Here is a 12152-nt window from a genome sequence, read left to right on the forward strand (position 1 = left end):
CCACCCCGGCCCGGGGGGCCCGAAAGTTTATACGCCGGCCGCCAACGCTTTGGCGCCGGTCGCGCCGGGGCGTGCGGCGTCGCGCACAAACGGCAGATGATCGCAGGCGTGCTGGCGGGCCGAGCGGATAAAGGCTTCGGTCACCGCCTGGCGCTGTTCACCGTCGCGCACGGCAGCGTACAGGCGGCTCCACAGGCCGTCACCCAGGGTTTTGGTCACCACCAGACCCTGCTGTTCGAAACTCTCCACCACCCAGTGCGGCAGCGCCGCAATCCCCATCCGCGCCGATACCATCTGGATCAGCAGCAGCGTGTTATCGACGTTCTTCAACGCCGGGCTGACGCCCGCCGGCTGCAGAAAATGCCGCCAGATATCCAGCCGTTGGCGCTGCACCGGGTAAATCAACAGCGTTTCGTCACTCAAGTCTTCCGGCTCGATGTGCGGCCTGCCGGCCAGCGGATGATCCGGCGCCAGCACCAGGCGCACCTCGAAATCGAACATCGGCGAATAGTGCAGGCCGCTGCGCGGCAGAATATCCGACGTCATCACCAGATCCAGTTCGCCCTGTTGCAAGGCCGGTTGCGGATCGAAAGTCACGCCGGAAGTGAAGTCCATCACCACCTGCGGGAAACGCCGGCGGAAGTTGTCCAGCGCCGGCGTCAGCCACTGAATGCAGCTGTGGCATTCGATGGCGATGCGCAGCGTGGTCTGATGCGGCTCGTGGCAGGCCTGCAGCGCCTGCTGGATCTGCGGCAGCACCTGCTCCGCCAGCTGCAGCAGGATCTCGCCCTGGGCGGTGAAGCGCAGGGGCTGGCTCTTGCGCACGAACAGCTTGAAGCCCAGACGTTGTTCAAGATCGCTGAACTGGTGCGACAGGGCAGACTGCGTCTGATGAAGTTGGGCCGCCGCCCCCGCCAGCGAGCCGCTGTTGCGCAGGGCCTGCAGCGTCCGTAAATGTTTCAGTTCGATCATGAGAGTCCTTCACATTGACAGTGAATAAATTGCGCTTGTGGTTAATACAGTACCTGCTGATTATGGATGTGTAAACATCTGGACGTCTAAATGGGGAATATGACGATGGCAATTTTGAATCACACACTGGGTTTTCCTCGCGTTGGGCTTCGACGTGAGCTGAAGAAAGCGCAGGAAAGCTACTGGGCCGGCAACTCAACGCAGGAAGAGCTGTTGGCGGTTGGCCGCGAGCTGCGTGCTCGTCATTGGCAGCAGCAACGGCAGGCCGGGGTGGATTTGGTGCCGGTCGGCGATTTCGCCTGGTACGATCATGTGTTGACCACCAGCCTGCTGCTGGGCAACGTGCCGGCGCGCCATCAGAATGCGGATGGTTCGATCGATCTGGACACGCTGTTTCGCATCGGCCGTGGCCGCGCACCGACCGGCGAGCCGGCGGCCGCGGCGGAAATGACCAAATGGTTCAACACCAACTATCACTACATGGTGCCCGAATTCCAGCAAGGCCAGCAGTTCAAGCTGGGCTGGACTCAGCTGCTGGACGAAGTGGACGAAGCGCTGGCGCTCGGCCATCGCATCAAGCCGGTGCTGCTGGGCCCGGTGACCTATCTGTGGTTGGGTAAGGTGAAGGGCGAGCCGTTCGACCGTCTGTCGCTGCTGAAAGAGATTCTGCCGGTTTACCAACAGGTGCTGGCCGAGCTGGCGAAACGTGGCGTCGAGTGGGTGCAAATTGACGAGCCTGCGCTGGTGCTGGAGCTGCCGCAAGCCTGGCTGGATGCGTTCAAACCGGCTTACGACGCGCTGCAGGGGCAGGTGAAGCTGCTGCTGACCACGTATTTCGACAGCGTCGGCCACAACCTCGATACCGTCCGCACGCTGCCGGTGCAGGGGCTGCACGTCGATCTGGTCGCCGGCCATGACGATATTGCCGCGCTGAGCGCCGCATTGCCGAACGACTGGCTGCTGTCGCTGGGGGTCATCAACGGCCGCAACGTCTGGCGCGCCGATCTGAGCCGCTGGTTCGAACGTCTTCAGCCGCTGGTGGGCACCCGCCCACTGTGGATCGGCAGCTCCTGTTCACTGCTGCACAGCCCGATCGACCTGAGCGTGGAAAGCCGTCTGGACGAAGAAGTGAAAAGCTGGTTCGCCTTCGCGCTGCAAAAATGCGCCGAGCTGGCGCTGTTGAGCTCGGCGCTGAACGCGCCTGACGCGGCCAAGCAGGCTGAACTGGATGCCTACAGCGCACCGATCCGCGCCCGCCGTCAGTCGAGCCGCGTACATAACCCACAGGTTGAGCGCCGGCTGGCCGCGATCACCGCGCAGGACAGCGAACGCCACAGCGCTTACGCCGAACGCGCCAGGGCGCAGCGCGAACGTTTCAACCTGCCGGCCTGGCCGACCACCACCATCGGTTCGTTCCCGCAGACCACCGAGATCCGCGGCCTGCGTCTGGACTTCAAACAGGGCCGTTTGGACGGCAACAACTACCGCACCAGCATCGGTGAGCACATCAAACAGGCGATCGTCGAGCAGGAGCGCCTCGGGCTGGACGTGCTGGTGCACGGTGAAGCCGAGCGCAACGACATGGTGGAGTATTTCGGCGAGAACCTGGACGGCTTCGTGTTTACCCAAAACGGCTGGGTGCAGAGCTACGGCTCCCGCTGCGTGAAGCCGCCGGTCATCATCGGCGACGTCAGCCGCCCGGAAGCCATCACCGTCGAATGGGCCAAATTCGCCCAGTCGCTGACCGACAAGCCGGTGAAAGGCATGTTGACCGGGCCGGTGACCATCCTGTGCTGGTCGTTCCCGCGTGAAGACGTGACCCGCGAAGTGATTGCCAAGCAGATTGCGCTGGCGCTGCGCGACGAGGTGGAAGATCTGGAAAAAGCCGGTATCGGCATCATCCAGATCGACGAACCCGCCCTGCGCGAGGGGCTGCCGCTGCGCCAATCCGACTGGGCCGCGTACCTGAACTGGGCGGTGGACGCCTTCAAACTGAACGCCGCCGTGGCGCGGGACGACACCCAGATCCACACCCACATGTGTTATTGCGAATTCAACGACATCATGGACTCCATCGCCGCGCTGGACGCCGACGTGATCACCATCGAGACCTCGCGTTCCGATATGGATCTGCTGGAAGCCTTCAAAGCGTTCGAATACCCGAACGAAATCGGGCCGGGCGTCTACGATATTCACTCGCCGAACGTGCCGAGCGTGGAATGGATTGAAGCGCTGCTGCGTAAAGCGGCGCAGAACATCCCGGCGGAACGCCTGTGGGTTAACCCGGATTGCGGCCTGAAAACCCGCGGCTGGCCGGAAACCCGGCAGTCGCTGGCCAACATGGTATTGGCGGCACAGCGCCTGCGCGAGCACGCGTGATGCCGTGCGGCGGATAAACCGCCGCTTATAGATTTACTGGTGTGATGATTGGGCGCTTCGGCGCCCTTTTTTATGCGAGGGAAATTATTTGACGCCGTGCTGGGCGAACCACGCCAGCATGCGCTGCCAGCCGTCTTGCGCCGCTTCGGCGTTGTAGCTGGGACGATAATCGGCGTTGAACGCATGCCCGACCTCGGGATACACCACGATTTCGGCCTCGGCGTTGGCGGCGCGGATCGCCTGGCGCATGGTTTCCACCGTCTCCAGCGGGATGCCGCTGTCCTGCCCGCCATACAGCCCCAACACCGGCGCCGACAGGTGGGTGGCGACGTCGACCGGCTGCTTCGGTGAATTCAGCGTTTTCTCGCCGACCAGTTTGCCATACCAGGCGACCGCCGCCTTCAACTGCGGGTTATGCGCCGCGTACAGCCAGGTGATGCGGCCACCCCAGCAAAAACCGGTGATCGCCAGCTTGCCGGCGTCGCCGCCGTGGCGGATAGCCCAGTGCGCGGCGTGATCCAGATCCGACAGCACCTGACGATCCGGCACCTTGGTGACCAACTGCTGGAACAGCTCGCCGATATCGGTGTAGTCGTTGGCGTCGCCCTGGCGGAAATAGAGTTCGGGCGCGATCGCCAGATAGCCCTGCTTGGCCAGGCGGCGGCACAGATCCTGAATATGTTCATGGACGCCGAAGATTTCCTGCACCACTAGGACGATGGGGAAGGGGCCGCTCTGGTCGGCGGGTTTGGCGACGTAGGCCGGCAGCGCGTCACCCTGAGAAGGAATGGTCGTTTGCCCGGCGTGAATGCCCTGTTCGTCGGTGATAATCGCGGAGGCGGCCAACGGCGCGGCGGCCGGGGCGAATCCCCCCTGAGCCTGTTCTAATGTCATCACATGTTCGGTTTTCATTGCGGTCTCCGTGCAATAGAAAAAAGCGCTGAGATTAACTATAGGAAAGATTACCCATTATTGGCGCTGCGTGGCGCACTTTCGGACAAGTTGATAAAAAACGGCTAATTATCTGGCTTTGCGGCATTTTTAAGCGCTTTTTATCATGTTATTACGCGTTTTGCCCTGCGTAAGTGCCATAAGGTGCGTTAGAGGGCTTTTTTACTCCTAAGCAACCGATAAGATGAGGTTATTTTGAATTGAACAGCTAAATAGTTTCAGCCGGCAACCAACGGGCAGGGAACAGCAAGGTTTGTCGGCTAGACTGAGGTTTAGCGGTGCGTTCTGGGGGCGTCACAATATTTTTTGTGATAAAAATCACAAAAAATATGTAGCATGTAATTTGTTTCTCTTTTCATAGTGACTATCGTCACGAAATTAAGCGGCGATTTTCAGTAGAGTGCGTTTTTGTTCCTCCCAATAAACATGATCCATGAGGAGTCTCGTATGTCTCAGTCTGACGTTTTTCATCTCGGCCTCACCAAGAACGATTTACAAGGGGCCCAGCTTGCCATCGTGCCGGGCGATCCGCAGCGCGTAGAGAAGATTGCCAAGCTGATGGAAAATCCGGTGCATCTGGCCTCCCATCGTGAATTCACTACCTGGCGCGCAGAGCTGGACGGCAAGGCGGTGATCGTGTGCTCTACCGGTATCGGCGGCCCGTCTACTTCTATCGCGGTGGAAGAGCTGGCGCAGCTGGGCATTCGCACCTTCCTGCGCATCGGCACCACCGGCGCCATTCAGGCGAACATCAACGTCGGCGATGTGCTGGTCACCACGGCGGCGGTACGCCTTGACGGCGCCAGCCTGCACTTTGCGCCGATGGAGTTCCCGGCGGTCGCGGACTTCGCCTGCACCACCGCGCTGGTGGAAGCGGCCAAGGCCAGCGGTGCCACCACGCACATCGGCGTGACCGCCTCCTCCGATACCTTCTATCCGGGCCAGGAGCGTTACGACACTTACTCCGGCCGCGTGGTCAGCCGTTTCAAAGGCTCGATGGAAGAGTGGCAGGCGATGGGCGTGATGAACTATGAAATGGAATCCGCCACGCTGCTGACCATGTGCGCCAGCCAGGGCCTGCGTGCCGGCATGGTGGCCGGGGTGATCGTCAACCGCACCCAGCAAGAGATCCCGAACGCCGAGACCATGAAAAACACCGAAAGCAAAGCGGTGCAGATCGTGGTGGACGCCGCTCGCCGCCTGCTGTAATCGCCTTTCCCCCAGCGGGCCGCCGACGCGGCCCGTTTTTCCATTCGCGGCGAATCTGTTACGGTGATACTCCTCAGCGCTGCGCCGATGGCCGCCGCGCGTTGTCATAACAAAAACAACGAGGACGTTTATGACCGCCCAGATCCTGCTTCATCCTTCGCTCGCGCCGCTCGACGGCGGCATCAATTTCCGCGACTTCGGCGGCAACGGCGTGGCCGACGGGCGCCGCATCAAGCGCGGCCTGCTGTTCCGCTCCGGTTCCCTCGAGCGGCTGACGGAAAACGACTGCACCTTTCTCGCCGGCGTGCCGGTGCGCTCGGTGCTGGACTACCGCGATGCCGACGAGGTGCAGGCCAAGCCGGATATTCTGTGGAGTGGCGCCGACTATCACCACGTGCCGGCTAACCCGCTGAGCAGCGAAGTCAACGCCAACCTGGAGAAGCTCACCAACGAGACGCTGGCCGCCTTCGACGCCCGGGCGTTCATGCTGGAGCTGTATCGCCGCCTGCCGTTCGGTAATGCGGCCTATCAGCGGCTGGCGCAGCTGTTGAGCAATCCTGGCGGCGGCGCCATCGTGCAGCACTGCGCGGTCGGCAAGGATCGCACCGGGGTCGGTTCGGCACTGGTGCTGTTCGCGCTGGGGGCCGACGAAGCTACGGTGCTGGAAGACTATCTGCTGACCGAAACCACGCTGGCCACTTTCCGCGAGCAGATGTTGGATCAGCTGTCTATCAAGCTGAATGCGGCGGCGCTGGAGCAATTCGCTTACGTGCTCAGCGCGCGCGAGGAGTTCCTGATAACGGCGTTGGGCTGCATCCGTCAGCAATACGGTTCCACCGACCGCTGGTTGGAAGCGGAATACGGCCTGGGCGCAGCCCAGCGCGAAGCGCTGCAGGCGTTCTACCTCGAGTAAATCGCCGCGCGTTTAGCCGGGGTTTAACTCGCCCCGGCCTATCCTAGGCGGCGAATTATCGCGTATCAGGAGCCCCGCATTGAGCCTCAATGACGTTATCAACTGGGTCAGCGACGTCGTGCGTCAGCACGAAGGCTGGGCCATTCCCATCATCTTTTTCCTGGCGTTCGGCGAGTCGCTGGCGTTTTTGTCGCTGCTGCTGCCGGCCACGGTGATCCTGCTGGCGCTGGGCGCGCTGATCGGCGAAAGCGGCATCGCCTTTTGGCCGATTTGGGCCGCTGCCGCCGCCGGGGCGTTTTTCGGCGACTGGCTCTCTTACTGGATCGGCTATCACTATCAGGACCGGGTGGCGCATATGTGGCCGCTGTCGCGCAATCCGCAGCTGCTGGCGCGCGGCCACGCGTTCTTTGAACGCTGGGGCGTGCTGGGCATCTTCATCGGCCGCTTTTTCGGCCCGCTGCGCGCCGTGGTGCCGCTGGTGGGCGGCATTTGCGGCATGCCGCAGCGTTATTTCCAGTTAGCCAACGTCACGTCGGCGATGATCTGGGCGTTCGGCATTCTGGCGCCGGGGGCATTCGGCATCAAGTGGCTCAGCCAGTGGCTGGGCTGATTTCTCGCTAAATTGCGCAGCGCCGCGCAATATTGTGCGCGGCGGGCAAAATCAGGCTGGACATCCATACAGGCTCCCCTTAACGTGACGGGCAATGGGCGTGCGAAACGTCGGAACGGCAAGGTGCAACAGGAGGCAGGGTGGATACCAGTCTGATTTATGGGATTGGCGGCGTAACGATCGGCATGCTGTTGGGGTGGTTGATCGCCAGTCTGCGGGTGCAACAGACGAATGCGCAGCATGAAACCGAGCTGCGGTTGCTGGAGCAAGCGTTGCAGCAGGCGCAGCAGGAAACGGTGGCGCGGCAGGAGGCTCTGCAGCGCCACGAGCAGCAGCTGCGGCAGAGCGAGCTGGAGCTGCGTAACCTGCACAGCCAGCTGGCGGCCGGGCATGAAAAGCTTCAACAGCTCAACCATTGGCGCAACGAATGCGAACTGCTTAACCAGGAGCTGCGTGCCCAGCGCGAGGTTAACAGCGCGCAGGAGGCCGAGCTGCGCGAAGTCACCATCCGTTTGGAAGAGACGCGCATGGCGGCGGAGGAGAAGCAGCGCCTGCTTATCAACAGCGAACAACGCCTCACCACCCAGTTTGAAAACCTCGCCAACCGCATTTTTGAACACAGCGGCCGTAAGGTGGACGAGCAAAATAAGCAAAGCTTGGATCGGTTGCTGCTGCCGCTGCGTGAACAGCTGGACGGTTTCCGCCGTCAGGTGCAGGACAGCTTTGGTCAGGAGGCGCGGGAACGTCACACGCTGACGCACGAGATACGTAATCTGCAGCAGTTGAACGCACAGATGGCGCGCGAAGCCATTAACCTCACCAAGGCGCTTAAAGGCGACAACAAAACGCAGGGCAACTGGGGCGAAGTGGTGCTGAGCCGGGTGCTGGAGGCCTCCGGCCTGCGCGAAGGGCACGAGTATGAAACGCAGGTCAACGTGCGGGTGGATCACCAGAGCCGCATGCAGCCCGATGTGATCGTGCGCCTGCCGCAGGGCAAGGATGTGGTGATCGACGCCAAGATGTCGCTGATCGCCTACGAGCGCTATTTCAACGGCGAGGATGAGGCGGAGCGCGAGGCGGCGCTGAGCGAACATATCGCCTCGCTGCGCGGCCACATCCGCATGCTGGGCCGCAAGGACTATCAGCAGCTGCCGGGGCTGCGCTCGCTGGACTATGTGCTGATGTTCATTCCGGTCGAGCCTGCCTTCCTGCTGGCTATCGATCGCGAGCCGGAGCTGATCAGCGAAGCGCTTAAGCACAACATCATGCTGGTCAGCCCGACCACGTTGCTGGTGGCACTGCGTACCATCACCAACCTGTGGCGTTATGAGCATCAGAGCCAAAATGCCCAGCGCATCGCCGATCGCGCGGCGAAACTGTATGACAAGATGCGGCTGTTCGTGGACGATATGTCCGCGCTGGGGCAGAGCCTGGACAAGGCGCAGGGCAGTTATCGTCAGGCGATGAACAAACTGAGCGAAGGCCGTGGTAACCTTATTGGCCAAATTGAAGGTTTTCGCGCGTTGGGGGTTGAGGTCAAACGGCCGATCAACCCGCTGCTGGCGCAGCAAGCCGGCGCGCAACACGATGAAGCGGAAGAGGCGAACGACGATGATGTCGCCGCGCTGCCGCAGACGAAAGACGATGACGATACCGCCGGGGAACCAGGCTTCGTTTCGCACGGCTGAGGCCGTGGCGAGGTGGGGTATTCCCCAGGCTTCTGGTACACTCATCCACACAAAATTGACTGAATAGCAGGCAGGACAATGGCAGATCAACCGCAGGAAACCACCGATTTCGGTTTTCGCACCGTCGCTAGAGACGAAAAACAGGCCATGGTGGCGGACGTTTTTCATTCGGTAGCGGCAAAGTATGACGTGATGAACGACCTGATGTCGTTCGGCATCCACCGTATCTGGAAGCGTTTCACCATTGACTGCAGCGGCGTGCGCCGCGGGCAGCGCGTGCTGGATCTGGCCGGCGGTACCGGCGACCTGGCGGCCAAGTTCTCCCGCATGGTCGGCGAGCAGGGGCAGGTGGTGTTGGCGGACATCAACGATTCGATGCTGAAGATGGGACGCGAGAAGCTGCGCGATCGTGGCATCGTCGGCAACATCAATTACGTGCAGGCCAACGCCGAAGCGCTGCCGTTCCCGGACAATTACTTCGATTGCATCACCATCTCCTTTGGCCTGCGCAACGTCACCGACAAAGACAAAGCGCTGCGCTCGATGTTCCGCGTGTTGAAGCCGGGCGGCCGCCTGCTGGTGCTGGAATTCTCCAAGCCGCTGCTGGCGCCGCTGAGCAAAGCTTACGATGCCTACTCGTTCCACGTATTGCCGAAGATCGGCGAGCTGGTGGTGAAGGATCCGGACAGCTACCGCTACCTAGCGGAATCGATCCGCATGCACCCCGATCAGGAAACCCTGAAGGGTATGATGGGCAACGCCGGTTTTGAAAACGTCACCTATTTCAACCTGACCGGTGGGATTGTCGCCCTGCATCGCGGCTTCAAGTTCTGAGAGGGAGATGCCGATGCTGTTTACCCCTCTGCTGACCGGTGCGCTGGAAACCTCGCTGAATAATCTGCTGTTTCGCGATCGCAGCATGAAAGCCGCTCGCCAACGCCTGGCGGGCAAGGTGTTGCGTATCGAACTGGAAGAGCTGGCTTCACCGCTGGTACTGGTGTTCAGCGAACTGCGCGTGGACGTGCTGGGGCAGTCTGAGGACAGCGCCGATTGCACCGTGCGCAGCCGCATTCCCGCCTTACTGAAGCTGCGCGATCGCCAGCAGTTGCCGGTGCTGATGCGCAGCGGCGAATTGACGGTGGAAGGCGATATTCAGGTGGTACAACAGCTGGTTGGGCTGCTCGATCTGGCGGAGTGGGATCCGGCGGAGTGGCTGGCGCCCTATATCGGCGATATCGCCGCCCAGGGCATTACGCAGGCGCTGGGAAAAGGCGCCTCGCTGCTGAAAGCCGGCTTTATGCGCCGGCAGCAGGACATGGCGGAGGCGTTGACGGAAGAGTGGCGTCTGGCGCCGGGGCCGCTGGAAGTGGTGTGGTTCAACGAGGAAGTTGATGCACTCGCCCGCAGCGCGGAAGCGCTGTCTGCCCGCATGGACAAGTTGGAGGGCAAGCGATGACCCCAGGCGAACTGCGCCGTTTGTATTTTATCGTCCGCGTTTTTCTCAGCTATGGGCTGGACGAACTGATCCCTAAAATGCGTTTGACGCTGCCGCTGCGCTTCGGCCGCCGGCTGCTGTTCTGGATGCCGAATCGGCACAAGGACAAGCCGCTGGGTGAACGCCTGCGGCTGGCGCTGCAGGAACTGGGGCCGGTCTGGATCAAGTTCGGCCAGATGATGTCGACCCGCCGCGATCTGTTTCCGCCGCAGATTGCCGATCAGCTGACTTTGTTGCAGGACCGGGTCGCGCCTTTCGACGGCGCGCTGGCGCGTAAACATATCGAACTGGCGATGGGCGGCCCGCTGGAAACCTGGTTCGACGATTTCGATCAGCAGCCGCTGGCCTCTGCTTCGATCGCGCAGGTGCATACCGCGCGGCTGAAAACCACCGGCCAGGAAGTAGTGCTGAAGGTGATCCGGCCGGATATCGGGCCGATCATCAAGGCCGACGTGCGCTTGATGTACCGTTTGGCCGGCTGGGTGCCGAAGCTGTTGCCGGACGGCCGCCGTCTGCGCCCGCGCGAAGTAGTGCGTGAGTACGAGAAAACCCTGCTGGACGAATTGAACCTGCTGCGCGAAGCGGCCAACGCCATTCAGCTGCGCCGCAATTTCGACGGCAGCCCGATGCTGTACGTACCGGAAGTCTATTCCGACTACTGCCGTGAAAGCGTATTGGTGATGGAGCGCATCTACGGCATTCCGGTCTCGGATATCGCCACGCTGGAGCAGCAGGGCACCAACATGAAACTGTTGGCGGAACGCGGCGTTCAGGTGTTCTTTACCCAGGTATTCCGCGACAGCTTCTTCCATGCGGACATGCATCCCGGTAATATTTTCGTCAGCTACGAACATCCGGAAGATCCTTGCTATATCGGCATCGACTGCGGCATCGTCGGCTCGCTGAACAAGGATGATAAACGCTACCTGGCGGAAAATTTCATCGCCTTCTTCAACCGTGATTACCGCAAGGTGGCGGAACTGCACGTCGACTCCGGTTGGGTGCCGCGCGACACCAACGTGGAAGACTTTGAATTCGCCATCCGCACCGTTTGCGAGCCGATTTTCGAGAAACCGCTGGCGGAGATTTCCTTCGGTAACGTGCTGCTGAACCTGTTCAACACCGCACGCCGCTTCAATATGGAAGTGCAGCCGCAGCTGGTGTTATTGCAGAAGACCTTGCTGTATGTTGAAGGACTGGGGCGCCAGCTCTACCCGCAGCTGGATCTGTGGACCACGGCCAAGCCGTTCCTCGAGAGCTGGCTGCGCGATCAGGTCGGCATCCCTGCCGTGGTGCGCGCGCTCAAAGAAAAAGCGCCGTTCTGGGCGGAGAAGCTGCCGGAACTGCCCGAGCTGTTTTACGACAGCCTGCAGCAGCATAAACTGTTGCAACAAAGCGTTGATAAGCTGACTAACCAAATGCAGGCTCAGCGGGTTCGTCAGGGGCAGTCACGTTATTTGTTCGGCGTTGGCGCTACACTCTTGGTAAGCGGCACGCTGTTGCTGCTGGGGCAAATCGAGGTGTTTCCCGCCTGGATGATGGCCGCCGGCATCGTATGCTGGGTGATTGGCTGGAAGCGAACCACCTGATTTAATTCGTCACTCTGGTAAAGTCGGCTCTATAATGCGGGCTGGCTTTGAAAGACCCTTTAAAATTAGAGGTAATTAAAATGGGCGGTATTAGTATTACGCAATTGTTGATCATCGCAGTGATCGTGGTGCTGCTGTTCGGTACCAAAAAACTGCGCACGCTGGGCTCCGATCTCGGCGCCTCGATCAAGGGCTTCAAGAAGGCGATCGGCGACGACACGCCGTCGACCCCCAACACGGCTGAGAAAAGCAGCCTGGATGACGCTGACTTCTCGGCCAAGCCTATTACCGATAAGCAGCCGGAAGTGAAACCGGAAGAGTCGAAGAACAAAGAGCAGGTATAAAC

General features: G+C 60.9%; 11 protein-coding genes. 9 read left to right on the forward strand and 2 right to left on the reverse strand.

Features of this window, described 5'->3' with window-relative positions; all coding sequences use genetic code 11:
• Window positions 1-27: 27 nt before the first annotated feature.
• Entirely contained in the window at window positions 28-972 is a 945-nt protein-coding gene (metR, locus tag C3F38_RS03405; protein ID WP_038874173.1) for an HTH-type transcriptional regulator MetR, read from the reverse strand.
• Between the two features lie 90 nt (window positions 973-1062).
• Here metR and metE point away from each other — a divergent pair, with 90 nt between their 5' ends.
• Window positions 1063-3351, forward strand: coding sequence for a 5-methyltetrahydropteroyltriglutamate--homocysteine S-methyltransferase (gene metE, locus C3F38_RS03410; RefSeq protein WP_071845325.1), 2289 nt, complete (start codon window positions 1063-1065; stop codon window positions 3349-3351).
• 84 nt (window positions 3352-3435) lie between these two features.
• Here the strand turns inward: metE and C3F38_RS03415 are convergent, their stop codons facing one another.
• Window positions 3436-4263 carry a dienelactone hydrolase family protein gene (locus C3F38_RS03415; RefSeq protein ID WP_038874174.1) on the reverse strand — a complete coding sequence of 276 codons (828 nt, stop codon included), beginning with the start codon at window positions 4261-4263 and terminating at the stop codon, window positions 3436-3438.
• Window positions 4264-4749: 486 nt separating this feature from the next.
• On the opposite strand from C3F38_RS03415, the gene udp reads away from it, so the two are divergent.
• The 8 genes from udp to tatA all read left to right on the forward strand — a co-directional run bounded on the left by udp (window position 4750) and on the right by tatA (window position 12150).
• A complete protein-coding gene (gene udp, locus C3F38_RS03420; protein WP_004934432.1) occupies window positions 4750-5511 on the forward strand; it encodes a uridine phosphorylase in 762 nt (253 codons plus the stop codon).
• Between the two features lie 130 nt (window positions 5512-5641).
• Window positions 5642-6424 carry a tyrosine-protein phosphatase gene (locus tag C3F38_RS03425; RefSeq protein WP_047729376.1) on the forward strand — a complete coding sequence of 261 codons (783 nt, stop codon included), beginning with the start codon at window positions 5642-5644 and terminating at the stop codon, window positions 6422-6424.
• Window positions 6425-6503: 79 nt separating this feature from the next.
• Window positions 6504-7034 (forward strand): DedA family protein, encoded by a 531-nt coding sequence (locus tag C3F38_RS03430; RefSeq protein WP_004934438.1) that lies wholly within the window; start codon window positions 6504-6506, stop codon window positions 7032-7034.
• Between the two features lie 140 nt (window positions 7035-7174).
• Window positions 7175-8722 (forward strand): DNA recombination protein RmuC, encoded by a 1548-nt coding sequence (rmuC, locus tag C3F38_RS03435; protein ID WP_055317334.1) that lies wholly within the window; start codon window positions 7175-7177, stop codon window positions 8720-8722.
• Between the two features lie 78 nt (window positions 8723-8800).
• Window positions 8801-9556 (forward strand): bifunctional demethylmenaquinone methyltransferase/2-methoxy-6-polyprenyl-1,4-benzoquinol methylase UbiE, encoded by a 756-nt coding sequence (gene ubiE, locus C3F38_RS03440; RefSeq protein ID WP_025304918.1) that lies wholly within the window; start codon window positions 8801-8803, stop codon window positions 9554-9556.
• Between the two features lie 13 nt (window positions 9557-9569).
• Window positions 9570-10178, forward strand: coding sequence for an SCP2 domain-containing protein (locus C3F38_RS03445; RefSeq protein WP_038874179.1), 609 nt, complete (start codon window positions 9570-9572; stop codon window positions 10176-10178).
• On the forward strand, window positions 10175-11806 hold the full coding sequence (gene ubiB, locus C3F38_RS03450) for a ubiquinone biosynthesis regulatory protein kinase UbiB (RefSeq protein WP_038874180.1): 1632 nt from the start codon (window positions 10175-10177) through the stop codon (window positions 11804-11806). The genes C3F38_RS03445 and ubiB overlap by 4 nt, the downstream gene beginning before the upstream one ends.
• Before the next feature lie 80 nt (window positions 11807-11886).
• On the forward strand, window positions 11887-12150 hold the full coding sequence (gene tatA, locus C3F38_RS03455) for a Sec-independent protein translocase subunit TatA (protein ID WP_004934452.1): 264 nt from the start codon (window positions 11887-11889) through the stop codon (window positions 12148-12150).
• Window positions 12151-12152 lie beyond the last annotated feature (2 nt).

This window comes from Serratia sp. SSNIH1, assembly GCF_002935055.1.
GTDB lineage: Bacteria > Pseudomonadota > Gammaproteobacteria > Enterobacterales > Enterobacteriaceae > Serratia > Serratia nevei.

Excerpts from the sequence above, each read along its gene's own strand:
- ubiB (WP_038874180.1), top strand. The coding sequence starts at position 10,175 with ATGACCCCAGGCGAACTGCGCCGTTTGTATTTTATCGTCCGCGTTTTT.
- udp (WP_004934432.1), top strand. The coding sequence starts at position 4,750 with ATGTCTCAGTCTGACGTTTTTCATCTCGGCCTCACCAAGAACGATTTA.
- C3F38_RS03445 (WP_038874179.1), top strand. The coding sequence starts at position 9,570 with ATGCTGTTTACCCCTCTGCTGACCGGTGCGCTGGAAACCTCGCTGAAT.
- ubiE (WP_025304918.1), top strand. The coding sequence starts at position 8,801 with ATGGCAGATCAACCGCAGGAAACCACCGATTTCGGTTTTCGCACCGTC.
- C3F38_RS03425 (WP_047729376.1), top strand. The coding sequence starts at position 5,642 with ATGACCGCCCAGATCCTGCTTCATCCTTCGCTCGCGCCGCTCGACGGC.
- metR (WP_038874173.1), bottom strand. The coding sequence starts at position 972 with ATGATCGAACTGAAACATTTACGGACGCTGCAGGCCCTGCGCAACAGC.
- metE (WP_071845325.1), top strand. The coding sequence starts at position 1,063 with ATGGGGAATATGACGATGGCAATTTTGAATCACACACTGGGTTTTCCT.
- tatA (WP_004934452.1), top strand. The coding sequence starts at position 11,887 with ATGGGCGGTATTAGTATTACGCAATTGTTGATCATCGCAGTGATCGTG.
- C3F38_RS03415 (WP_038874174.1), bottom strand. The coding sequence starts at position 4,263 with ATGAAAACCGAACATGTGATGACATTAGAACAGGCTCAGGGGGGATTC.